Below are 22,587 nucleotides of genomic sequence, written 5' to 3' on the forward strand. Positions count from 1 at the left end.
CGGGGACGTGAACGCCAGCGCGAGCGAGGTGAGCAGGATCCGGCAGGAACCAGCCGAGTCGTCGGCCTCGACCGTGCACCGGGTGCGCAGCGTGCTGGCCATCGGCCCGTTCCGCAGGCTGTGGGCGGTCAACTCGCTGTGCAGCGTCGGCGACTGGCTCGCCCTGCTGGCCACCACCGCGCTGGCCACCAACCTGACCACCGGCTACCAGGCGCAGAGCTTCGCCTTCGGCGGCGTGGTGGCGATCAAGCTGCTGCCCGCGCTGCTGCTGGCCCCGCTGGCCGGGGCGCTGGCTGACAAGTTCGACCGGCGCAGGCTGATGGTGGTCTGCGACGTGCTGCGCTGCCTGGTGCTGCTGAGCATCCCGCTGGCCGGCTCGCTGTGGTGGCTGTTCGTGGCCACCTTCCTGCTGGAGCTGTGCACGCTGTTCTGGGTGCCGGCCAAGGACGCCTCGATCCCCAACCTGCTGCGCCGTCCGGACCAGGTGGAGACGGCCAACCAGCTGTCCATGGTGATGACCTACGGCGTGTCCGTGGTGACCGCCTCCGGGCTGTTCACCGCGCTGACCGTGCTCGGCCCGACCCTGTTCCTGCCGCTGACCCCCACCCAGATCGTCTACTTCGCACTGGTGCTCAACGGGCTGATCTACCTCTCCACCGCGATCACCGTGGCCACCCGCATCCCGGAGGTCTCCGGCCGGGCCGGCCCCGGCGCGGAGCAGGCGCGCGGGGCCAGCGTGCTCGCCCTGGTCCGGGACGGGCTGCGGTTCGTCGGCACCACCCCGCTGATCCGCGGCCTGGTGATCGGCATCGCCGGCGCCTTCACCGCCGGTGGCGCGGTGATCGCCTGTGCCAAGCTGTACGCGGTCAGCCTCAAGGGCGGCGACGCCAGCTACGGCCTGCTGTTCGTCTCGATCTTCCTCGGTCTGGGCAGCGGCATGGTCATCGCGCCCAAGCTGTCCCAGCGCATCCCGCACAACCGGCTCTTCGGCGCGGCCATCGTCGGCGCGGGCGCGGTGCTGCTGCTGGTCGCGCTGGCCCCGCACCTGTGGCTGGCGCTGCTCACCGTCCTCGGCGTCGGCGCCTCCGCCGGGGTGGCCTTCCTGACCGGCATGACCATCATCGGCGCCAAGGTCGAGGACGCCATCCGCGGCCGCACCGTGGCCTTCATGCAGTCCCTGGTCCGGCTGGTGCTGATGGGCTCGATGGCGCTGGTCCCGGTGCTGGTCGGCCTGCTGCCGCCGCGGACCTGGCACGTCTTCGGCGCGGAGCTGACCGTGGACGGCACCCGGCCGATCCTCTTCGGCGCCGGGATCATCGCCGCGGTGCTCGGCGTGGTGGCCTACCGGCAGATGGACGACCGGCGCAGCGGGCCAATCCTGTCCGACCTGATGTCCGTGCTGCGCCGTCAGCGTCGCAGCAGCGGGCTGTTGATCGCGGTGGAAGGCGACACCGTGGCCGACACCTCCGCGCAGTCCCAGCGGCTGGCCGAGTGGCTGCGCGCCGAGGGCCAGGAGGTGGTGCTGGCCGCCGATCCCGCGGAGGAGGAGCGGCGGCTGCTGGCCGAGGCCGGGCTGCACAGCCCGAGGGCGCACGTGCTGATGTCCGCCGCGGTCCGCGCCGACCTGGTGGAACAGGTGGTCAAGCCCGCGCTGGCGGCCGGCGCGGTGGTGGTGCTGGAGCGCTCGGTGCACGGCCCGCTGGCCGAGCTGGGCGCCAGCGCCGGGATGGACGCCGCCGAGTTGGAGGGCCTCGCCGAGTTCTCCACCGGCAGGCTGGCCGCCGATGTCACCGTGCTGCTGGACAAGGACCCGGCCACCCCCTCGGCGAACCTGGCCGAACAGCCGTGGCGGATGCACCGGCTGCTCACCGAGATGGCCGCCGCCGAACCCGACCGCTACGTGGTGGTGGAGGCCGGTGGCGGGGTCGAGGAGGTGGCCGAACGGGTGCGCGAGGCGGTCCGCCCGGTGCTGGCCAACCGCCAGCAGGGCACGCCGGAACCGGGATTGTCGGCCGCCGGGGCAGGATAGGACCCGTGACGCTGACCCGAGAGGACATCGAGCAGGCGCCGACCAGCGGGGTGTGGGGCGACGTGGTCGGCCAGCCCGGCGTGGCCCTGGTGCTGGCCACCGCCGCGCGCGCCGCCGCTGACCTGGTCGAAGGCCGTCCGATCCAGCCCGGCTCGATGACCCACGCCTGGCTGTTCACCGGCCCGCCCGGCTCCGGCCGCTCGGTGGCCGCCCGCGCCTTCGCCGCCGCCCTGCAGTGCGCGCAGCCCAGCGGCGACGGGATCTGGGGCTGTGGACAGTGCCGCCCCTGCCACACCGTGCTCAGCGGCACGCACGCCGACGTGCGGGTGGTGGCGCCGGAGGGGCTGTCCATCGCGGTGGCCGAGATGCGCGCGCTGGTGCAGATCGCCGCCCGCCGCCCCACCGCGGGCCGCTGGCAGGTGGTGATCATCGAGGACGCCGACCGGCTCACCGAGGGCGCGGCCAACGCGCTGCTCAAGGCGGTCGAGGAACCCCCGTCGCGGACGGTGTTCCTGCTCTGCGCGCCCTCGGACCACCCGGAGGACGTCTCGGTCACCATCCGCTCCCGCTGCCGGGTGCTGGCCCTGGGCACGCCGACGGTAGCCGCGATCGAGGACGTGCTGCGCCGCCGCGACGGCATCCCGGCCGACCTGGCCGCCTGGGCCGCCTCGGTCTGCGGCGGCCACGTGGGCCGGGCCCGCAGGCTGGCCACCGACCCGGAGGCCCGCGCCCGCCGGGAGTCCGTGCTGCGCATCCCCACCGGCCTGCGCCGCCCCAACGACGTGTTCACCAGCGCTGACGACCTGGTCAAGGCGGCCGAGTCGGAGGCGGCCGCGGTCAGCGAGGCCAAGGACGGCGCCGAGCGGGACGCGCTGGAGACCGCGCTCGGCGGTGGCGGCACCGGCAAGGGCGTGGCCGCGGCGGCTCGCGGCGCCAAGTCCGCGCTCAAGGACCTGGAGAAGCGGCAGAAGTCCAGGGCCACCCGCACCCAGCGGGACGCCCTGGACCTGGCCCTGGTCGACCTGGCCGGGTTCTACCGGGACGTGCTCACCGCGCGGCTGGGCGCCGAGGTGCCGCTCAACCACCCCGACCGCGCCGCCGACATCCGCACCGCGGCCGCCAGCTGGACCCCGGAGGCCACCCTGCGGCGGCTGGAGGCGGTGCTGTCCTGCCGGGAGGCGCTGGGCCTCAACGTCAAGCCGCGGATCGCGATCGAGGCCATGGTGACCACGCTGTACCACGGCTGAGGCTCAGCCCGGCTCCGGAGCGCCGAAGGCCGAGGAGACCTCCCTGGCCGCGCGCAGCACCCTCGGCGCGTGCGCCACCAGCTCGGCCAGCTCCTGTTCCAGCGCCAGCGCGGACACGCTGACCCCGCCGACCACCGCGCCGGTGTGGTCGCGCACCACCGCGCCGACGCAGCGCACGCCTGGCTCGTTCTCCTCGTCGTCCACCGCGAACCCGGTGGCGCGCGCCCCGGCCAGCCGGTCCCGCAGCGCGGCCGGGCTGACCGCGGTCCTGGGCGTGCGCGCCGTCAGCCGCAACCGGCCCAGCAGTGGGGCCAGCTCCACCTCGGGCAGCGCGGCCAGCACCGCCTTGCCGATCGCGCTGGAGTGCAGCGGCAGGCTCATGCCGACCCTGGAGGCCATCCGGTACGGCTTGTCGCCCTCGACCTTGTCCACGTACACCAGCTCCGCGCCCAGCAGCATGGCGAAGTGCACCGCGCAGCCGGTCTCGCCCTGCAACGCGGCCAGCGCGGGCCGGGCTCGCCGGGCCGGGTCCAGCCGTTGCAGCACCCGCCCGGCCAGCGCCAGCACCTTCGGCCCGGCCAGGTAGTTGCCCTGCCGGTCGGCCAGCGCGAAACCCTGCTCCGCCAAGGTCTGCAGCACCCGGTGCACGGTCGACTTGGGCAGCCCGGTGGCCCGCGCCAGCTCGGTGACCCTGCTGTGCTCGGCCAGCGCGTCCAGCACCGCCAGCGCCTTCTCCACCGCGCCGCCGGGGCCCTCGGTCACCGGCCCATCCAGCCGCCGTCGACCACCAGCACGTGCCCGTTGACGTAGTCGGAGGCAGGCGAGGCCAGGAACACCGCCGCGCCCACCAGGTCCTCGGGGTCGCCCCAGCGCCTGGCCGGGATGCGCGCCCGGATGGCCGGCTCGCGGGCCGGGTCCGCGCGCAGCGCCGCGGTGTTGCTGGTGCTGATGTAGCCCGGCGCGATCGCGTTGACCTGCACGCCGTGCGCGGCCCACTCGTTGGCCAGCGCCGAGGTCAGCCCGGCCACCGCGTGCTTGCTCGCGGTGTAGGCGGGCACCAGGATGCCGCCCTGGAAGCTGAGCAGCGAGGCGATGTTGACGATCTTGCCGGAGCCGCGCGCGACCATCTGCCGCCCGGCCAGTTGGCAGAGCGCGAACACCGAGTCCAGGTTGACGCTGAGCACCCGCCGCCAGTCCGCCAGCGGCACGTCCGCGGCGGCCTGGCGGTGGATGGTGCCCGCGTTGTTGACCAGGACGTCGATCTCCTGATCCGCCAGCAGCGCGCCGACCTCCCGCTGCACACCGTCCACATCGGACAGATCGACGAGCAGGCTGCGCGCGCTGACCCCGTGCCCCCTGATCTCGGCCTCGACCTCGGCGAGGTCACCGCCGCGGCCCAGCAGCACCAGGTCGGCCCCGGCGCTGGCCAGGCCGTTGGCGATGGCCCGGCCGATGCCGGTGCGCGCGCCGGTCACCAGCGCGGTCCGGCCGCGCAGCGAGAACAACCGCTGGACTGCCCCGTTCACCCCGGCCTCCTCGTTCACCCTGTCGACTCAGCGCAGCTCGGTCAGCGCGACCGGGTCCATGTCGTCGTAGGCCTGGTTCTCCCCGCCCATGGCCCAGACGAAGGAGTAGGCGTGCGTGCCCGCGCCGCTGTGCACCGACCAGCTCGGCGAGATCACCGCCTGCTCGTTGGCCACCACCAGGTTCCTGGTCGCGGCAGGCTCACCGAGCAGGTGGACCACCCGCTGGTCCTCGGGCAGGTCGAAGTAGAGGTAGCACTCGGTGCGCCGGTCGTGCGTGTGCGGCGGCATCGTGTTCCACACACTGCCCTCGGCGAGGGTGGTGATACCGAGTACCAACTGGCACGACTTGATTCCATTCACATGGATGAACTTTCGGATGGATCGGACGTTCGCGGTCCGCGGCTCGCCCAATTCCAGAATGTCCACATCCGTGAACCGCGCCAATTCCGTCGGATGGCTGGTATGGGCCGGGGTGGAGAACAGGTAGAAATGCGGGGAGTCCGTCTCATCCGATTCGAACACGACGTCGACCGCGCCGCGGCCGACGTAGAGGCAGTCCCGATGCGCCAACCGATACGCCGTGCCGTCCACGGTCACGGTGCCGCCGCCGCGCACCGCCACCACCGCCAACTCGCGCCGGGCCAGGAAGTTCTCCGCCCGCAACGGGTCGGCCGAGGGCAGCCGGAGCGGCTCGCCGGGCTTGGGCACGGCGCCGCCGAGCACGGTCCGGTCCTCGTGCGAGTACACCGTGTGCACCTGTCCCGGTTCGAAAAGATCCGCTACCAGGTAGTGCGCGCGGAGCTGCTCGGTGTCGAAACCGGCGATCTGCGCGGGATTTGTCGCGTGCCTAACCTGCATGAATTGCCTCCCGTGCGGGCCCATGCGCTGGATGGCCCTTTACGTTTCGGACTGGGCGGTGTCACGATGTGGCCGCTTGCCATGGAACACCGTTCTGACAAACGGAACAAGTCCGCGAACAGGCGAGGAGGCAGCCCCCGTGTACCAGCAGGATCCGAACCCCACGGGGTCGCTGTTGCTCTCCGCGTTGCTCGCGCTGCTGCCGCTGGTGGTGCTGCTCGTGCTGCTCGGCGTCTTCCGCTGGCAGGCGCACTGGGCCGGGCTGACCACACTGGCGCTGTCCCTGGCGATCGCGGTGCTCGGCTACTCGATGCCGCTGGGGCTGGCGCTCAACTCCGCCGCCTACGGCGCGGGGCAGAGCGTGCTGGTGGTCCTGTGGATCACCTTCAACGCGATCTGGATCTACAACCTGACCGTGCACAGCGGGCACTTCGCGGTGCTGCGCCGGGCGTTCAGCTCGATCAGTGACGACCCGCGCACCCAGGCGATCGTCATCGCGTTCTCCTTCGGCGCGCTGCTGGAAGCGCTTGCCGGGGGCGGCGGACCGGTGGCGATCTGCTCGGTGATGCTCATCGCGCTGGGCGTGCACCCGCTCAAGGCGGCCACGCTGGCCCTGGTCGCGGACACCGCGCCGGTGGCCTTCGGCGGCATGGGCAACCCGATCACCGTGCTCAGCTCGGTCACCGGCCTCTCCGCCGATGCCTACGGCGCGATGGCCGGGCGGCAGGTCTCCATCCTGGCCGTGCTGATCCCGTTCCTGCTGGTCTTCATCGTCGACGGCAGGCGGGGGCTGCGCGAGGCATGGCCGGTGGCGCTGGCCGCCGGGCTGTCCTTCGGCCTCGCCCAGTTCGTGGTCTCCAACTACATCTCCTACCGGCTCTGCGACATCATCGCCGCGATCGTCTCGGTCGGCGCGGTGCTGGTGGTGACCAAGCTCCGCCGCACCGCGCCGGTGACCGTCGGCGGCGGTGACGGCCCTGACGAGCGACCGGTGCCGGACTCCCGCCGGGACCGGGCGGTCGCCTTCGCCCCGTACGCGATCATCGTGGCGGTCTTCTCGCTGGCCCAGTTCGACGCGGTGAAGTCGGTGCTGAACCAGGCCACCTGGGTGTTCCAGTGGCCGGGCCTGCAAGTGGCCGCGGCCTCTGGGAAAGCGGTATCCACCAGCTACACCTTCAACATCGGCTCGGCCACCGGCACCCTGCTGCTGATCTCCGGCCTGCTGGCCCTGCCGGTGCTGCGCATCTCCCCGCTGACGGCGCTGCGCGTCTACGGCCGGACCATCCGCCAGTTCGGCTGGGCGATCCTGGCCATCCTCAGCGTGTTCGCGCTCTCCTACGTGATGAACCTGTCCGGCCAGATCATCACCCTCGGCGTGGGGCTGGCCGGCACCGGCGCGTTCTTCGCCTTCCTGTCCCCGATCGTCGGCTGGTTCGGCGTCACCATCACCGGCACCGACGCCGGCGCCAACGCCCTCTTCGGCGGGTTGCAGACCACCGCGGCCCAGCAGGTCGGCGCCTCGCCGATCCTGTTCGGCGCGAGCAACTCCTCCGGCGGCGTGATGGCCAAGATGATCTCGCCGCAGAACCTGGCCATCGGCACCGCCGCGGTCGGCCTGGTGGGCAAGGAGGGCGAGGTGTTCCGCCGGGTGTTCGGCTGGAGCCTGTTGCTGCTGCTGGCCATGTGCGTCCTCAGCTACCTGCAGTCGACCCCCGTGCTGGGCTGGATGGTCCCCAGCCCCTAAGACCCTGGGCGCCACCCCTTCCCTGTGCGGCAACCCCGAGAGGAACAACGATGACAGCGCTATCCCGACGTGTGCTGCTCACCGGCGCGGCGGCGACCGCCGGCGCACTGGCCATGCCGCCAGGCGCGGCGCTGGCCGCCCCGGCGGAGGCGGCGTTCGCGCCGAACCCGGCCCGGCTGCGCCAGACCCTGGACTACGCGGTCGCCAAGCTGCGCAAGACCGCGCCGACCGTGGCCACGTTCCCCGAGGAGACCAAGTTCGAGAAGTGGATCCCGGTCAACGACGGCGGCTGGGTCGGCGGCTTCTGGCCCGGCCTGCTCTGGCTGGGCTTCGTGGACAGCAGGGACCCGCAGTTCGAGAAGTGGGCCCGCGAGGCCGCGCTGCGGCTGACCCCGCGCATCCCGGACACCGGCACCCACGACATGGGCTTCCTGTTCTACCCGTCCTGGGTCACCGCCTACCGGCTCACCGGGGAGACCTCCTGGCGGGACGGCGCGGTGCGGGCGGCGGAGTCGCTGAGCAAGCGGTACAACACCGCGGGCAGGTTCATCAGGGCCTGGGGCTCGCTGGGCTCCACCGGCAACGCGGGCCGCACCATCATCGACACGATGATGAACCTGGACCTGCTGTACTGGGCCACCGAGGTCAGCGGGAACGGCAAGTACGCCGAGATCGCCTCCAGCCACGCCCGCACCACGATCAAGCACTTCATCCGGCCGGACGGCTCCACCCCGCACGTGTTCGACTTCGACCCGGTCAGCGGCGCGGCGATCGGCCCGAACACGGTGCAGGGCTACAGCCCCACCTCCTGCTGGTCGCGCGGGCAGGCGTGGGGGATCTACGGGTTCACCACCGCCTACCGGCGCACCAAGGACCGCGAGTTCCTCACCGCGGCGACCAGGATGGCCGACCACGTGCTGCCGTACCTGGCGGAGAGCCCGGTGCCGATCTGGGACTACCGCTCCCCGCTGGCGCCGCACGACATCAGGGACTCCTCGGCGGGCGCGATCACCGCCTGCGCGCTGCTGGACCTGGCCAGGATCACCGGCAACCCGCGCTACCAGAGCACGGCGCTGACCGTGCTGGACGCGCTGTCCCGGACCTGCCTGACCACCAGGTCGGAGCGGCACGACGCGGTGCTGGCCCGCGGCACCAAGAACCGGCGCGCTGAGAACGGCATCGAGGTGTCGCTGCCCTACGGCGACTACTACCTGATGGAGGCCATCCTCCGCGTGCTCAAGCCCAGGGAGATCGCCAAGGCCATCGGCCTCTGACGCCTTCCCGGTCGCGGTGCCCCGTCAGCCGGTCCGGCGGCGGCGGGGCAGCGCGGCGACCACGATCACCCCGCACAGCAACAGGATCATCCCGGTCCACAGCAGCGGAACCGTGGAGTACGCCGCGTTGGTGTAGGCCAGCGGCGGCGGCGCGTCCTTGCCCCTGGCCGGCGGCGGCGCGGGCGCGGGAGCGGGTGAGCTGGTCGCGGGCGTCACCGCCTTGCACACGTACCCACCGGCCGGGGCCGCCGCCCGGACCACCTGCTCACCCAACGAGATCTGCACCAGCGAGCTCGGCAGACCGGGCAGCTTCAACGCATCCGTGGGCAGCAGCGCGAGGTCCAGTAGCCGCGCCACCGCGCCCACCGCAGCCCCGTCCCGCTTCTCGTTCACCTGCGCGATGGACAGCCGCAGAATCCCGATGTCCAGCTGCCGCAACGCATCCCCACCCGGCAGCGGCCCGCTGACCGGCACGTCCAGCTTCGGCGCCGCCGCGTCCAGCTTGCCGAGCTCCTTGCCACCACGGGAGATCCGCAACACCGGAGCCTCGTACTTCACCGTCGAGGTCTTGGCATCGCCCGTCGAGGTCGCCACCAGCTTCGGCGCGCTGACCACGTCGATCCGCACCTCACCCGGCGTGCCCGCCAGCAACTGGATGCTCGCCACCTGCACCGTGGAGGTCGCCTGCACCGCTTTCCCTTGCCGCCCAGGCACATCCACCAGCCGAACGGTCGACCGCGCACTCAGCGTGTCCGGCAACCGCAACAACGACCCGCCCCCGGGCAACAGCCCCGGAATCGCGGGGATCACGTTCACCGCGGACAAGCTCGCCAACGAGGTCCGGGCATCGGAGATCGGCTCCACACAGGGCCCGAGCTTCTCATCCCACCGCGCGTGCACACTGCCCTCGAGCAGCCCCAGCTTCACCAGCGCGTCCAGCGGCGAGGCAGGCGGCGTCAACCCACCGGTGAGCGGCTTCGGATTGTCCGGGATCGCCATCTGCGCCAACGAGCCGGGCAACCGGGGCGCCCGCCCGTTCACCGCGAACCCGGCAGGCGAGGACTCCGCGATGGCCCGCTCGAAGAACTGCACCGCCTGCGAGTTCACCTGCGCCGAAGCCAGCCCCAGCCCCAGCTCACCCACGGCCTGCTTGGGCAGCTTCTTCTCATCCTCATCGGTCAACCCAGGCGAGTTGGTCTGCACCGCCCCCGGCAACACCCGGATGATCCCCAGCCCCGTCCCCGCGTCAGCCACCAACGGCGGGAACTTGGGCGCGTTCGGATCGGTGAGCGGCGGCTGGTTCGGATCCACCGGCCCCGGCACCGGCGTGGTCGGCGGCGGCGCCGCCCCGGCCACCGGCCCCAGCGCGAGCAACACAACAGCAGGCAGAGCACAGACAACGGATAGGCGGCGTGCACGCATCAGCCCGGGTCCTCCTCGCGGCAGCACAGGCGACGCGGCCGATGAGACCGGCGTCACGCAAGGCCTAACGACGGGGGGTACTGCGGGTAACGCAACCGACCAACTCGATCACCCACGCGCTGGTGCGCGGACGACGGGGCACCCAGCGGCGCCGAGCTGCGGAAACCCAGTCTGATCTGGGAAGATCGGACCTGGCTTGGGAGTGCCGGACAGCTACCGCTAGACTCTGCTTGTCTCGCCGCCTTAGCTCAGTCGGCTAGAGCGACGCACTCGTAATGCGTAGGTCAAGGGTTCGACTCCCTTAGGCGGCTCGCGAGATGACCAGGGCGTTTCCGGTTCCGGAGGCGCCCTGGTCTGCGCCTGGGGTTGCAGTTCGGCCGGTCCGTCGCCGTTCAGTCCTACAGGGCTGACCCCATCCGCCCCGCCCCGTCTCGCTTCGTCAGGTCGCTGACATGGGTGTAGTTCTGCGTGATTCACCTAGTCGTCTAGGTGAGTCTCAAAGCAAACAGAAGTCTAGAGGAGTGCAACTAGTCATCGCTTCCGCAACCACGAAGTTCAGTCGGTCGGGATGTCGTACTCCAGCACATGGACGTGCGCGATCTTCACGGTGTCGCACACCTCCACAGCCCGCTCCGACTGGTCAAACGCCGTGCGCAGCAACGTGATCACCGGAACACCAGGCCCGATCTCCAACACCTTCCGCTCCTCCGGCGTCGGCATCCGGGCCGAGATCTCCTCCTTCACGTGCGCGAGCTCGCGCCCGGCCTCCGCCAGTCGCGCGTAGATGTCACCGGGCCTGGGGCTGGCCTCCGTGACGGCAGTCCCGGCCGCCACCTTCTCCGGGATGTACGACGTGGCGACCTCGATCGGTCGACCGTCCGCAAGGTAGCGCCGTGACCGCACGATGACCCGTTCCGAGGCGAGATCTCCAGCCGCTCAGCGATGTCCGCGGAGACAGTCTCGTTGGTTACGCGGATCTGATCAACACCGATTGAGTAGGCCGCGGCTTCGGCCTCCACGAGGAACGCCGGCTTTCCTTGCTCCCGGTGCTTCCTGGAGAACCGATCCGAAGCCAGCCGCCGCACGGGCGGAGCCGACCGCGCGAAAACACCCTTGCCATGTTCCGCGACGACCAGGCCTCACTACGCAGTTCCTGTATCGCCTGCCGAACCGTCATCCGAGCAACGCCGAAGTGCTCGATGAGCGCACTCTCCGAAGGGAGCTTTTCGCTCGCCGGGATTCGCCCAAGCTTGATTTGCTCACGCAGGAGATCGGCTATCTGACGGTAAGGTGAGCGATCGTCCGACCGATTGACAGTACCGAGATCCAGCACAGCTCACTCTCTCATAGACGGCTAGATGAGTTCTGTCTCTCATAGACCACCCTCGAAGGAAAGTGGAGGGCATGACCGACACGCACAAGTACTCAGTCAGCGTCGCCGGAATCGTCGTCACCGACCGCGACCGCGTGCTGGTCATCCGACGCGGGGACAACGGCCATTGGGAGCCGCCAGGTGGAGTACTCGAACATGACGAGACGTTCGAGGAGGGGATAATGCGAGAAGTGCAAGAGGAGACCAGAATGCTGGTTCACGTTGGCAACCTTACCGGTGTCTATAAGAATATGGCTCAAGACATTGCCGCCCTGACATTCCGGTCTCTCCCCATTTCTGCTGACGTTAAGGGTGCGGATGAAGCTGCGGACGTTCGCTGGATGACATTGCCTGAGATTGAGTCAGTTATGGCCCCAGTTCGCGCCGTGAGGGTTACGGATTCTATCCGTAGCCATGATAGATTCAATCATTCAATTTGTCTCTTGCACTCTAGGTTGTAATGAGTGTGGAGCTATTTGCTATCTTTCTTCTTTCGTGTGAAAGTCTTCTTCTCTGGAGCTTCCGGAGCGCTTGTACCGGTAAACTTTTGCCAGGCTGCTGATCCGCCGCCCTTGCCGGGTACGCGTTCAATCTGCTGTCTGCCGGCAAGTCGGTAGAATAGTGTCTTGACGGTGTTTTCTGATCCGATCCCGGTGAGTTGTCGGACTGTCTTGTTGGTAATTTCCGGAAATTTATCCAGATAATCCATAATCATCTGCTCGGGCGAGGCAAGCTTCTGATGCTTAATTTCAACGATAACAGAGTGGGCTGACTCGCGAATAATTGGCTGCTTTAGCTTAAGTTTCTTCATGGCCGCAAAAGCAGTGTTGAGACCCTCGCCGATATCCTTGTTTGGCGGATCGGGAAACTTGTTGATCCAGCGAACAATGCTGCCATTTCGGGAGTAGCGTTCACTCAGGATATTCTCTGCGGTAATGTGTGCTGGTAGTTTCCCAGGGCTTTCGATCTCAACTCTGTTGTCGAAGATTCGCACGTGGACGTCGTCGGCTGTGCCGTAATCCCGATGCAAGACAGCATTTGTGATGATCTCATGCAGGGTTTCTTTCGGATACTCGATGTACTCAAGCCCGGAAGGACCAAGAAGCTGGATTTCTTGGATCAGCTCAGTCGTCTTCTCTACCGCTGCGTAGATCTGCTTGTATAGGCAGCCTTCAATTGTGATTGGCGAGAAGGCAAGGTTCTCGCGCGAGCCCTCTTGGTCGGTCGTTTTATATCGATAAATCTTGATGGCTGAGCGCTTTGGTAACGCCGCTTGTGGTTCGTCGCCAAAAAGCAGAACTGCCGCTACTGTCGGCTTTTCTCCGTGTCTGAGAAGTTGCTTGCCGAGAAATATTTCCGGCTCAACAATAGGGACAATCGAAAGCATGAACTCAATTATCGTTTCAGAGTTGCTTACGAAGTTCAGCGGGACGGAAACGGTCTCAGTTTCAAATGATGTGATCCCCTTATTTCGGTTCAGTACTTGAAGCGCTTCTTCGGTCCTTACGGGGATATTCTGGGCACCTCGACGAATAAATGGATTTCCGTCTGTTGCCTTTTTGATATCTTTGGACTTCTGGATGTTTACTCGAAGTACTAGGCCATCTCTGCCGGATGCCTTCTTTAGGAACTCGTAACTGAAGTATTGGCCAAGCGGGAAAAGGTCCTCGAAAGCTTGTATGTGACCGTTTGCATCCTCAATCTGTGAGAATCCTCGCCACTTCCTCTTGTTCTCCCCCTTGTCTTCGTCAATTCCTATGTATAGTTCTCCTCCGTCGGTATTGGCAAACGCAGCAATTGATCTACTCAGTTTCGACGGAGCAACTTCGATGGCCTTCAGGTCAGCAAAGTGACCCTCTTCAAGGGTGAGAACTCTAGTTATCTCGCCCTGGGTCACTGTGGTGACTTGGATTGACATAGGCAAGATCCTGTCATGAATAGGGTGTTGGAACTAGTGCTTCTTGCTCGGCCTGCCGAGTGAGTAACTGGCAAGTGCGTGTTGCCGAATTCGACTCTATGGGACCAAGGCGCGCCGCCGGGCGGCGCGCGGTGGGTGCGCTCGGCGTGCGCCAGGCGCACCCACCCGGACAAGGCCGCCATCCGCTTCGCTGCGGCGGCCGGTCTGTCGCCGCGCCCGGCGACGCGGGCAGTTCCTCTCGCACCGGTAGCCGCGCCGTCCAAGAACCGATCTGCCAGCCGGGGCCAGGCCGTCACGGTCGCCCGCCGGGTGACCCGCCTGAGCTGGTTCGGGCGATCGACGCCCGACGACGCTCGGCGCCGACGGCCAACGAGTATCGGCAGACGCTCAGCGCAGCGGCTCAACGCCAGTGGCTGACGGAGCCAGGTCGACTCATCCGGGCGCGCGCAGCGCAGCCGCCAGCAGTGGCTCGGAGCCTTGTCGACGGGCGGTTCGGCGGTCATGCCCGTTCGTCGAACGGCCCGGCCTAGGCGTGTCGCGTGTGGACGAAGATGCGCCGGATGGAGACGTGAACGTTACCGCTCCGACGCTGGTGAGGGCGGCTCAGTGGCTGCGGTCAGGGTTGCAGTTCGAGTTAAAGTTCGGGGCGATCCGACGCCGTTCGCGGTTGTCCGTCCAACCCCGCAGACCGGCAATGCGAACCAGGTCGAACCCCGGCGGACTGGGCTTGACCTGACCCCTAATGCGTAGGTCAAGGGTTCGACTCCCTTAGGCGGCTCAGCAAGCAGAAGACCTAGGTCAGCACATGTGACCTGGGTCTTCTGCCGTTCGGGGCCCGGTTCTGTCGGGGTGATCCGGAAGATGGCGGGGTGACTTCAGCGATGGCGCGATGCGAACGTTGTGACCTGCCCGTGGGCCAGTGTCCGCACACCCGGCGGCGGGTCGTGGTGCGCACCGAACCGGATCTCATCCTGGTGAGCCGGACCAACACCGCGCACCTGCCCGGCGCCTGCAACCACGACGCCCCGCCCGACTACCGGGGCTGGGGCGAGATCCGCGGGGTGCCGCGGGCCTGGGAGCGGTTGGGCAACGCCGAGGCCATTCCCGCGACCGGTGGGGACAATCCCGCGCGGGTGGCGGACAAGCGGTGCCGGCACTGTGCCGCCTCGAGTTGAGGCTGGTCAGCCCATCGACTTCTGGCCGTCGAGGGACTCGCGGATGATGTCCGCGTGGCCGGCGTGCTGGGCGGTTTCGGCGATCAGGTGGGTGATCACCCGGCGGGCGGTCCACGAGCCCTTCTCGAACCAGGGGGCCTCGGGCAGGGGGTGGGCCACGTCCAGGGTGGGCAGGGTGGCGATGAGGGCGTCGGTGCGCTGGGCGGTTTCGGTGTAGCGGGCCAGCAGCGCCGCCAGGGTCTCGCCGGGCTTGGGGGTGAAGGTGTCGGTCCAGGTCTCGCCTGCTTCCTCGTCCCAGGTCATCACCTCCTGGCCGTGCTGGATGAAGTGGGCCCAGCCCGCTTCGGCGCCGTCGACGTGCTTGATCAGGCCGGCCAGGGTGAGCTCGCTGGCGGTGGTGCGCTGGGTGGCCTGCTCGTCGGTGAGGTTCTGGGTGGTCAGGCGGAGGAAGTTCCGGGCGTTGGCGAGCGCGTCGAGCAGGTCGGCGCGCTCGCCCGTCGGCGTGGTCATCTCGGGTCAGCCCATCGACTTCTGGCCGTCGAGGGACTCGCGGATGATGTCCGCGTGGCCGGCGTGCTGGGCGGTTTCGGCGATCAGGTGGGCGAAGACCCGGCGGGCGGACCAGGCGGCGCCCGGCTCGAACCAGGGGGCCTCGGGCAGGGGGTGGGCCAGGTCGAGGCTGGGCAGGGTGGCGATCAGCTCGTCGGTGCGCTGGGCGATCTCGGCGTAGCGGGCCAGCAGCACCTCCAGGGTCTCCGCCTCGCTGATGTTCCAGGCCTCGGCCCAGTCGGTCTCCTCCATCGCCATGGCCGAGGGGCCTTCCAGGATGAAGTCGACCCAGCCCTTCTCGGTGTTCGCCACGTGCTTGATCAGCTTGGCGATGGTCAGCTCGCTGACGGTGGTGTTCTTGTTCGCCTGCTCGTCGGTCAGCCCCTGCGCGGTGTGCCGGAGGAAGAACCGGGTCTTGCCCAGGGTCTCCAGCAGGTCGGCGCGCTCGCCGGTCAGAGTGGTGTCGGTGCTGATCGGTGCGGAGCTGGTCATCGGATCTGCCTTCCTCGTTTGGGCTGCTGGGGACTACGTTATGAGCCCTATAGGTCAGCTACGGTCCTAATTTGGAAACAAGTTTGGGGACGTTTTCCGGCGGGGCATGCTGGGGTGGTGACCACCGCCGCGGTGACCGAGCCGACCGGGCGCAGGCTGACCGTGGCCGGTGTGGCCGGGGTGCTGCCCGGACTGGTGATGTGGCTGGTCAACGCGCTGATCACCGGTCAGGTGCTGTGCACCAACCAGGGCTTCAACTGCCTCGGCGTGGCGCTGCTGGCCTTCCCGCTGGGCGTGGTGGCTGGGGCGGGGCTGGCCTGGCTGGCGCTGCACCTGGCCGGGGTCGAGCGGGCGTGGCGGATCGCGCTGCTCGGGCCGGTCGGGATCTGGGCGGCCGGCCGGGTGCTGACCGAGCTGTCCGTGCCGCTGCCGCAGCCGGTGTTGTTGCTGCTCTACGGGGTGCTCGGGTACCTGGTCGCCGCTTTCGCCACCGCGTCCAGGGTGGCCTGGCCGTGGCGGCTCGGGGTGGCGTTGCTGGTGCTGGTGCCCGCGCTGCTGCTGAGCGTGGGCTGAGCGCTCAGGGCAGCAGGCGGAAGCGCATGCAGACCACCTCGGTCTGGTCCCCGACCTCGGCGCCGGCCTCGGTCCAGAACTTGGCGTGTACTCTCCGCCAGTGCTCGATCGAGGTGAAGCCCTCACCCTCGGCCTGGGCGAACTCCCAGCTGACCTCGGCGAAGGGCACCACCTCGACCTTGGTCACCTCGGCGGTGCCGATCCGCTTGCTCTCGCTGTCCACCAGCGCCAGCAGTTCGCCGACGTGCTCCACCGGCTCGCCCTCGGCCTGGTAGTCGGCCACCAGCAGGCCCGCGGTGGCCCGCTTGTCGCCCCTGAGCACGCACTCGTTGAGCCAGTCCCGCATCTCGCCGGGCGTGCCCAGCTCCAGCACCCGCAGGCCGTCCAGCCGGTCCCAGGTCATCTCAGCTCTCCCCGCGCTTGGTCTTGGGGCGCAAGTGGACCTGGGTGATGGCGTGCCGGTCCACCGCTTTTACCTCGATCACCCAGTCGGCCAGCTCCACCCGGTCGCCCGGCTGGTCGGGGATGCGGCGCAGCGCGATCAGCGCCAGGCCGGCGATGGTCGTGTAGTCGCCCTCCGGCGCGTCGGTCAGCTCGACGCCCAGGTCCTCCAGGTCGTGCACCGGGAAGGTGCCGGGCAGCAGCATGGAGCCGTCCGGCTCGGTGCGCACGGACAGGATGTCCCGGTCGGTTTCGTCGTAGATCTCGCCGACGATCTCCTCCAGCAGGTCCTCCAGCGTGACGATGCCGTCCACCGCGCCGCGCTCGTCGACCACCAGCGCGAACTGCTGGTGGCTGGCCTTGAACTGCCGCAGGGCGTCGGAGACGCGCAGGCTGTCCGGGAAGATCGTCGCCGGGCGGGCCGCGGCCAGCACGGTGCCGCCGTCGTCGAGCAGGTCGCGCAGGTGCACGATGCCGGCCACGTCGTCCAGGTGGCCGGAGCGGACCACCGGCGCCCTGGAGTGCCCGGACTCCGCCAGCACCGCCCTGGCCTGTGCCACGGTGGCATCGGCGGCCACGGTGACCACCGCGCGGCGCGGCACCAGCACGTGCCGGAGCAGCCGCTCGTGGATCTCCAGCGCGCCGGTGATGATCATCCGCTGCTCGGCGTTGAGGCCGCGGTGCCCGGCCACCAGGTCGCGCAGCTCCGCCGGGCTCAGCTGCTCGGACCCGGCGTCGGGGTTGCCGCCGAACAGGCGCACCACCAGGTTCGTGGACCGGCTCAGCGCCCAGATCGCCGGGCGGGCGATGCTCGCGATCAGGTCCAGCGGCCGGGCCACCAGCATTGCCCAGCGGTGCGCGTACTGCATGGCCAGCCGCTTGGGCGCGAGCTCGCCGAAGACCAGGGTGAAGAAGGTCAGCACCAGCGTCACCAGCGCCACCGCCAGCGGACCGGCCGCGGTGCCGGCGAAGGACAGCGCCGGGATCAGCGGCTGGGCCAGGGTCACCGCGGCGGTGGCCGAGGCGAGCGCGCCGGAGAGGGTGATCGCCAGCTGGATCGCGGCCAGGAACCGGTTCGGGTCCCTGGTCAGCCGCAGCAGCACCGTGGCGGTCCGGCCACCGCGCCGTTCCAGCTGCCGCAACTGCCCTTCCCGCAACGAGATCAGCGCGATCTCGCTGCCCGCGAACAGGGCGTTGACCAGGATCAGGAACGCGACGAGCGCGAGGTTGAGCCAGTAACCGTCCATGGTGCCGGACACAGTAGTGGCGCACTATGCGGGATATGCACCCGGAAGCCGACGAGCACGCGCGGGCCCGCGGTCAGGCCGTCGCGCTGCTGCTCGCCTTGCGGGCGCACGACCTGGAGCGGACCAGGCAGGTGCTGGCGGAGAACGCGCGGGCCGGCCGGGACCGGCTGGTCGAGCTGCTCTACGTGCTGGTGCGCGGGGCCACCGCGATGCTGCACGAGGTCGGCTGGGACATCGCGGGCACGCTGGCCGTGCGGCTGGAGTCCCGCCCCGGCCCGGCCCCGGTGGACGCCGAGGTGCGGCGGGCGCGGGCGCTGGTGCTGGCCTCGGTGCAGCTGGAGGCCGACGGCGACGCGGCGGGGGCCGAGCTGGCCGCCGGGCAGGTGGTGGACGCCGAGCCGAGCGTGGTCCTGGTGTGGGGACTGGTCACCGCGGCCGAGCTGATCGAGCAGTTGCTGGTGGTCTGCCGGGACCGCGGGGTGCCGGTGCCGGCCTGGCTGGAACCGGTGCGATAACGGAGCGTAAGGCGCTCTAAAGCGGAAGATTCACCTGGACAGCCGATGTACTTCCGTACTCTCCGCTGACCATAACGGACCCACAGTGTTCTGGATCACTCTCGTTATGTGGATCTCTCCTCGAGAGAGCGGTTCTGCGCTACGCTTTGCTAGTCGTAGTCAGCTTTGCCTTGAGCGCCCGTGGGCTTGTGACCACGGGTTTTCTTGTATGCCGAACCCTTCGGGGAAAGGGCGGATCTGGACCGCGACCACGCCTCCAACCTGGGCGTGAGATCGGCCCTGCAAGGAGAGAAAAATGGCTTCTGGCACTGTCAAGTGGTTCAACAGCGAGAAGGGCTTCGGCTTCATCGCGCAGGACGACGGCGGACCGGACGTGTTCGTGCACTACTCGGCGATCGTCGCCAAGGGCTACCGCTCGCTGGAGGAGAACCAGCGGGTGGAGTTCGAGATCACCCAGGGTCCGAAGGGCCCGCAGGCTGACCAGGTTCGCGCAGTCTGATCTTCGCGTTTCTGATCTTGCTCAGTTCCACCTGGCGAATGGCCCGCACCACTCGGTGCGGGCCATTCGTGTCTCTACCAACTACCGACTGTATTGATTCCGTGTGCAAGATCACCCAAGCGAACCCTTGCGGTTAACCGTTTTCTTCCGCTAAGTGCACCCATTTGGGTGATTACGCAGCGGAGCTTCGAGGCGAAGACTCCCGTCATGCGTGCTGACCTCGAAGAACACCTAACGGCCGTACCGCGGCGACTCCGTCTGCGCCACGGCGAGGCCACCCAACTGCTCGACGGACTACTCGGAGCGGGTGAACGGGTCCGTGCGGCGGTGGCCGGGATGCTCTCCGGGGTCGGGCCGGTGCTGGTGGTCGCGACCAACCGCCGGGTGCTGGCGGCCGGTCGCGACGGATGGAACCTCGCCGTGCTCTACTCGCAGATCTCCAGCGTCGACTCGGGCGGCTGGCTGGGGCACACCGTGGTCATCCAGTCCGCGGGCACCGTCTACGCGGTGCGCGCCAGCCGGGCGACCCAGCTGTTCACCGCGACCGTGCAGGCCGGCATTCCCTCCGGTGCGCCCACCGCCAGGCTCGCCACCGCGATCTAGCGCCGGCCGGCTACGCGGGCAGCTCCCCGATCACGTGCGGCACCAGCCCGGCCAGTCGCCGGATCGAGTCGGTGTCCAGCGCGATCGGCTCACTCTGCCCGGCCAGCCGGTGGTTGCCGTGGAAGTCGACGTCCTCTTCTCCCTGCAGGGCGACCAGCACACTTCCTGGCACGTACAGCCACTGCGACCCGGTCGCTTCATGCCGGATCAGCCGCGGGCCGCCCATGGGCCATCGACGCAGCTCGTCGACGGCGGTCTCCAATCGGATCAGCCGGTCCCGGTCGGACTGCTGGAACTGGTCCCCGTTGATCCACTGCGCGACTCCCGCCCGGAAGCCGGTCATGTCGCCGGGCCACCCGGCCGGATCGATCTTGCGCGAAGGAGCCCACTCCTTGTGCGCGATCGCCCGGTCGACGGCCAGTCGCAGGTGGCGGAGCAGCACGGCGACCCCTCGCGGGTAGACGTCGAGCTGCGCCTGCGTCCAGTCGCCGCGTCCGGTGGACTCGGCCTCGATGCCGATGATGTGGTTGTTGCCGTTGTCCCGGCCGCACCACGCGACGTAGCCCGCGCCCGCGTGGTACGAGCGGCCGGCCGCGATGACGTACCAGGTGCCGTCCCGGGCCAGGCCCAGGTTGGACAGCGGACCGGCCAGGCCGGGCCTGCCGTTCACGACCACGTCCAGGGACGGGAAGTTCCCGATCGCCGGACCTGCCGTGTGGTGCATCATCACGCCGCGGATGTCCGAGACGTTGCCGTGGCCGCGGTCCTGCCAGCCGGCCACCTCCTGTACGGACAGCCCGGCTTGCCGGAGCACGGTGGCCATCCAGGTGAGTGCGTGAGCCATGGCGATCACCCCAAGCTCAACGAGAAGTGATAACTGAGAGTTACGAATTGGATGCGCTCGGTTATCTCTAGGGTGTGGTGAAAAAACCACCTGGTCTACCACCAAGTGGGTGAGTGTCCGGCTAGTCGAGCAATTCGACGGTGATCAGCTCATCGGTCGGCGCCGCCACCACCTGCGCGCCGCCCCGGAAGCGCACCACCAGGTCGCCGGAGGCGGTGGCCGCGGTGCCGGAGACCTGGCCGACCGGGCCGAGGCTGCCGTAGAGCCGCGCCCACTGGCCGGGCCGCAGCACCGAGGCCAGCACGGCCGGACCGGCGGTGAACCGGGAGGCCGGTTGCAGCCAGGAGATCACCAGCTGCCAGCAGCCGAAACCGGCCACCAGGCCGATGGCCAGCCCGAGCCAGCCCAGCACCGGCGTGAGCACGGCGGCCCCGGCCAGCGCGGTCAGCGCGGGAGTGGGCACCGGGCGGCCGCCGATGATCAGCCAGCCGGTGGTGCGCACCAGGCCGTCGGCGGACAGCCCGCGCGGGGTCCGGCCGTCCGGCAGCAGCGGCGGCTCCACCTCATCCGGCGGCCGCTCGCCGAGCACCTCGGTGACCAGCACCGGGTCCACCGGCAGGGTGTGCGCGCACTCCGGGCACACCAGCAGCAGGCCGGAGCCGTTGCGCTTGGGCGCCAGCTCGCCGTGGCCGATCGGGCAGCCGTAGGCCCGGCCGGGCTCCCGCTGCCACTCGATCAACGCGGTGACCGCCGCGTCCTCGGACTGCTCACCGGTCACAGGCAACCCCGTCGCCGTCCTTGTCCAGCTCCGCCCGGTAGCCGGGCTGGTCGCGCAGCAGCGGCGCCTTGCCCGCCTTCCGGACCTGCGCGCAGTTCTTGTAGAACGGCTCAGCCGGGGTGGTCTGTTGCGGTTTCGTCTCCGTGGTCGGCGGCGGACCGGCGCTGGGCGGGGGACCGGCGGTGGTCGGCGCGGTGGGCGTGCTGGTGGCCGCGGCCCGCTGGCAGCCGGCCAGCCAGTCGGTGAGCAGCCGGGCGTACTCGTGGCCGCCGGTGAACAGCCTGGCCGCCCGGCCCGCCGCGTCCTCGCGCAGGTCCAGCAGGCCGACCTTCTTGCCCAGCAGCTCCTTCTCGGCGAACCGGGCCGCCTCCGCCGCCGAGCAGCCGGGCTGCGCGCTCGGCTGCGGGGTGCCCACCACCTGCAGGGTCACCGGGTCGCCGCGCTCGTCGGTGCCGGTGATGGTGCGCTCGTCCACCACCTTGGTCACCGTCAGCACCCGGCTCGGCCAGGCCGGGGTGCGCCCGGCCACCGGCGGCGCGGTGATGCTCGGCGTGGTCGCGCTGGAGGTGCTCAGCGGCCGCACCACCTCGCCGCCACCGGCCAGCGGGGTGCCCTGGTCCGCGGGCAGCACCGGCAGCGAGCCGGCCGCGCTGATCATGGCCACCACGGCCAGCGTGCCGCCGGTGGTGCTGAGCAGTCGCTGCCAGGTCGCGGCCCGCCACCACCAGCGGCGGAGCGCGGAGACCCTGGGCAACTCACTCATCACTTCTCCTGGCGGACTCGACACGGCTCCGGGCAGTTCACCACTGTTCACCAGCCGTGACAATCCTTGCACCGATGCCCGCCCCGAACAGGGCGCTCAGACACAAAAAGCCGGACCTGGACACGCAACGCGTGCCAGGTCCGGCCCCGGAAGGGTGGTGAGCGCTACTTCGAGTGCGGCTTGAGGGTCCAGATGATGTCCAGCGCGCCGGTGACCACGCCCTCGGCGTTGGTGATCTCCACGTGCACCGGGATCTCCGGCCGGGTGCCCGACTCCAGCTCGGCCACCGCCTCGGCCGCCGGGCGGCCCAGCGTGGCGGTCGCGGTCAGCTGCCCGAGCGCGAGCTTGTAGAAGCCGATCTGGCCTTTGGTGGGCAGCGGGATCGCGATCGCCAGCTGCTCGGCGAAGGCGGCCAGCACCAGCGCGCCGGAGGCGGTTTCGGCCGCGCCGAACATCATCGCCGCGTGCGGTCCGCCGACGTGGTTGCGCAGTTCCTCGGCATCGCCGAGGGAGACCACCACGCGGTCGGGGCTGGTCTCGGTGAACTCGATGCCGACGGTGCGCACCCACGGCACGACCTGCTTCATCAGCTCGCCGACCTGGCTGGTGTCCACGCTCATGCCCGGCATGTTACTCACGAGTAACCGTGTTTGGGAAGCGGTGACCGGGCGTATGCGCAGCGTGCGGCGAGCCAGCTCACACCGAAAATAGTTTGCGG

Annotated in this window: 25 protein-coding genes and 1 tRNA gene; 11 read left to right on the plus strand and 15 right to left on the minus strand. The window is 69.3% G+C overall.

Features of this window, described 5'->3' with window-relative positions; genetic code table 11:
* Positions 1-28: 28 nt before the first annotated feature.
* Together N8J89_RS01570 and N8J89_RS01575 are read left to right on the plus strand one after the other, a co-directional pair.
* On the plus strand, positions 29-2,029 hold the full coding sequence (locus N8J89_RS01570; RefSeq protein ID WP_283662585.1) for a bifunctional MFS transporter/dTMP kinase: 2,001 nt from the start codon (positions 29-31) through the stop codon (positions 2,027-2,029).
* Positions 2,030-2,055: 26 nt separating this feature from the next.
* Positions 2,056-3,276 carry a DNA polymerase III subunit delta' gene (locus N8J89_RS01575; RefSeq protein ID WP_502868471.1) on the plus strand — a complete coding sequence of 407 codons (1,221 nt, stop codon included), beginning with the start codon at positions 2,056-2,058 and terminating at the stop codon, positions 3,274-3,276.
* A 3-nt stretch (positions 3,277-3,279) separates the two neighbouring features.
* Here the strand turns inward: N8J89_RS01575 and N8J89_RS01580 are convergent, their stop codons facing one another.
* From N8J89_RS01580 to kduI, 3 genes are read right to left on the minus strand one after another with little or no spacing between them, the layout of a single operon-like run.
* On the minus strand, positions 3,280-4,038 hold the full coding sequence (locus tag N8J89_RS01580; protein ID WP_283662586.1) for an IclR family transcriptional regulator: 759 nt from the start codon (positions 4,036-4,038) through the stop codon (positions 3,280-3,282).
* Positions 4,035-4,802, minus strand: coding sequence for an SDR family oxidoreductase (locus N8J89_RS01585; RefSeq protein WP_283662587.1), 768 nt, complete (start codon positions 4,800-4,802; stop codon positions 4,035-4,037). The genes N8J89_RS01580 and N8J89_RS01585 overlap by 4 nt, the downstream gene beginning before the upstream one ends.
* 27 nt (positions 4,803-4,829) lie before the next feature.
* Entirely contained in the window at positions 4,830-5,660 is an 831-nt protein-coding gene (gene kduI / locus N8J89_RS01590; RefSeq protein ID WP_283662588.1) for a 5-dehydro-4-deoxy-D-glucuronate isomerase, read from the minus strand.
* A gap of 139 nt (positions 5,661-5,799) precedes the next feature.
* On the opposite strand from kduI, the gene N8J89_RS01595 reads away from it, so the two are divergent.
* Positions 5,800-7,404: an L-lactate permease gene (locus N8J89_RS01595; RefSeq protein WP_283662589.1), complete on the plus strand. Its 1,605-nt coding sequence runs from the start codon at positions 5,800-5,802 to the stop codon at positions 7,402-7,404.
* 50 nt (positions 7,405-7,454) lie between these two features.
* Positions 7,455-8,678: a YyaL domain-containing protein gene (locus N8J89_RS01600; protein ID WP_283662590.1), complete on the plus strand. Its 1,224-nt coding sequence runs from the start codon at positions 7,455-7,457 to the stop codon at positions 8,676-8,678.
* A 24-nt stretch (positions 8,679-8,702) separates the two neighbouring features.
* Here the strand turns inward: N8J89_RS01600 and N8J89_RS01605 are convergent, their stop codons facing one another.
* Positions 8,703-10,055 carry a hypothetical protein gene (locus tag N8J89_RS01605; protein ID WP_283662591.1) on the minus strand — a complete coding sequence of 451 codons (1,353 nt, stop codon included), beginning with the start codon at positions 10,053-10,055 and terminating at the stop codon, positions 8,703-8,705.
* A 282-nt stretch (positions 10,056-10,337) separates the two neighbouring features.
* Between N8J89_RS01605 and N8J89_RS01610 the strand changes: the two genes are divergently transcribed.
* Positions 10,338-10,411, plus strand: a tRNA-Thr gene (locus N8J89_RS01610).
* A gap of 244 nt (positions 10,412-10,655) precedes the next feature.
* Here the strand turns inward: N8J89_RS01610 and N8J89_RS01615 are convergent.
* Positions 10,656-11,003 (minus strand): UTRA domain-containing protein, encoded by a 348-nt coding sequence (locus tag N8J89_RS01615; protein WP_283662592.1) that lies wholly within the window; start codon positions 11,001-11,003, stop codon positions 10,656-10,658.
* A gap of 64 nt (positions 11,004-11,067) precedes the next feature.
* The gene (locus tag N8J89_RS01620; protein WP_283662593.1) at positions 11,068-11,433 is read right to left on the minus strand and encodes a GntR family transcriptional regulator; all 366 of its coding nucleotides are present in this window, start codon (positions 11,431-11,433) and stop codon (positions 11,068-11,070) included.
* Between the two features lie 71 nt (positions 11,434-11,504).
* On the opposite strand from N8J89_RS01620, the gene N8J89_RS01625 reads away from it, so the two are divergent.
* Entirely contained in the window at positions 11,505-11,933 is a 429-nt protein-coding gene (locus N8J89_RS01625) for an NUDIX hydrolase (protein WP_283662594.1), read from the plus strand.
* A gap of 11 nt (positions 11,934-11,944) precedes the next feature.
* Here the strand turns inward: N8J89_RS01625 and N8J89_RS01630 are convergent, their stop codons facing one another.
* Positions 11,945-13,390, minus strand: coding sequence for an RNA/DNA-binding domain-containing protein (locus N8J89_RS01630; RefSeq protein WP_283662595.1), 1,446 nt, complete (start codon positions 13,388-13,390; stop codon positions 11,945-11,947).
* Between the two features lie 911 nt (positions 13,391-14,301).
* On the opposite strand from N8J89_RS01630, the gene N8J89_RS01635 reads away from it, so the two are divergent.
* Complete coding sequence (locus N8J89_RS01635; RefSeq protein ID WP_283662596.1) at positions 14,302-14,565, plus strand: hypothetical protein; 264 nt, start codon at positions 14,302-14,304, stop codon at positions 14,563-14,565.
* Between the two features lie 6 nt (positions 14,566-14,571).
* Here N8J89_RS01635 and N8J89_RS01640 read toward each other — a convergent pair whose 3' ends face one another.
* Positions 14,572-15,075 (minus strand): DinB family protein, encoded by a 504-nt coding sequence (locus N8J89_RS01640; protein WP_283662597.1) that lies wholly within the window; start codon positions 15,073-15,075, stop codon positions 14,572-14,574.
* A gap of 6 nt (positions 15,076-15,081) precedes the next feature.
* On the minus strand, positions 15,082-15,606 hold the full coding sequence (locus N8J89_RS01645; RefSeq protein ID WP_283662598.1) for a DinB family protein: 525 nt from the start codon (positions 15,604-15,606) through the stop codon (positions 15,082-15,084).
* Positions 15,607-15,723: 117 nt separating this feature from the next.
* Between N8J89_RS01645 and N8J89_RS01650 the strand changes: the two genes are divergently transcribed.
* Positions 15,724-16,179, plus strand: coding sequence for a hypothetical protein (locus tag N8J89_RS01650; protein ID WP_283662599.1), 456 nt, complete (start codon positions 15,724-15,726; stop codon positions 16,177-16,179).
* 4 nt (positions 16,180-16,183) lie between these two features.
* On the opposite strand, the gene N8J89_RS01655 is transcribed toward N8J89_RS01650, so the two are convergent.
* Both N8J89_RS01655 and N8J89_RS01660 read right to left on the minus strand, forming a co-directional pair.
* Positions 16,184-16,582, minus strand: a complete 399-nt coding sequence (locus tag N8J89_RS01655) for an ASCH domain-containing protein (RefSeq protein WP_283662600.1) — start codon at positions 16,580-16,582, stop codon at positions 16,184-16,186.
* 1 nt (position 16,583) lies between these two features.
* Positions 16,584-17,867, minus strand: a complete 1,284-nt coding sequence (locus tag N8J89_RS01660; RefSeq protein WP_283662601.1) for a hemolysin family protein — start codon at positions 17,865-17,867, stop codon at positions 16,584-16,586.
* A 35-nt stretch (positions 17,868-17,902) separates the two neighbouring features.
* Here N8J89_RS01660 and N8J89_RS01665 point away from each other — a divergent pair, with 35 nt between their 5' ends.
* The 3 genes from N8J89_RS01665 (at position 17,903) to N8J89_RS01675 (ending at position 19,484) form a co-directional block, all read left to right on the plus strand.
* Positions 17,903-18,382 carry a hypothetical protein gene (locus N8J89_RS01665; RefSeq protein ID WP_283662602.1) on the plus strand — a complete coding sequence of 160 codons (480 nt, stop codon included), beginning with the start codon at positions 17,903-17,905 and terminating at the stop codon, positions 18,380-18,382.
* A 295-nt stretch (positions 18,383-18,677) separates the two neighbouring features.
* Complete coding sequence (locus N8J89_RS01670) at positions 18,678-18,881, plus strand: cold-shock protein (protein ID WP_252483067.1); 204 nt, start codon at positions 18,678-18,680, stop codon at positions 18,879-18,881.
* A gap of 207 nt (positions 18,882-19,088) precedes the next feature.
* Complete coding sequence (locus N8J89_RS01675; RefSeq protein WP_283662603.1) at positions 19,089-19,484, plus strand: hypothetical protein; 396 nt, start codon at positions 19,089-19,091, stop codon at positions 19,482-19,484.
* Between the two features lie 10 nt (positions 19,485-19,494).
* On the opposite strand, the gene N8J89_RS01680 is transcribed toward N8J89_RS01675, so the two are convergent.
* The 4 genes from N8J89_RS01680 to N8J89_RS01695 all read right to left on the minus strand — a co-directional run bounded on the left by N8J89_RS01680 (position 19,495) and on the right by N8J89_RS01695 (position 22,489).
* Positions 19,495-20,328, minus strand: a complete 834-nt coding sequence (locus N8J89_RS01680; RefSeq protein ID WP_283662604.1) for an N-acetylmuramoyl-L-alanine amidase — start codon at positions 20,326-20,328, stop codon at positions 19,495-19,497.
* A 121-nt stretch (positions 20,329-20,449) separates the two neighbouring features.
* The gene (locus N8J89_RS01685) at positions 20,450-21,106 is read right to left on the minus strand and encodes a hypothetical protein (RefSeq protein WP_283662605.1); all 657 of its coding nucleotides are present in this window, start codon (positions 21,104-21,106) and stop codon (positions 20,450-20,452) included.
* Positions 21,096-21,869: an excalibur calcium-binding domain-containing protein gene (locus N8J89_RS01690; RefSeq protein WP_283662606.1), complete on the minus strand. Its 774-nt coding sequence runs from the start codon at positions 21,867-21,869 to the stop codon at positions 21,096-21,098. The genes N8J89_RS01685 and N8J89_RS01690 overlap by 11 nt, the downstream gene beginning before the upstream one ends.
* Before the next feature lie 164 nt (positions 21,870-22,033).
* Positions 22,034-22,489: a DUF4442 domain-containing protein gene (locus tag N8J89_RS01695; RefSeq protein WP_283662607.1), complete on the minus strand. Its 456-nt coding sequence runs from the start codon at positions 22,487-22,489 to the stop codon at positions 22,034-22,036.
* Positions 22,490-22,587: the final 98 nt, after the last annotated feature.

Source organism: Crossiella sp. CA-258035 (assembly GCF_030064675.1).
Lineage (GTDB): Bacteria > Actinomycetota > Actinomycetes > Mycobacteriales > Pseudonocardiaceae > Crossiella.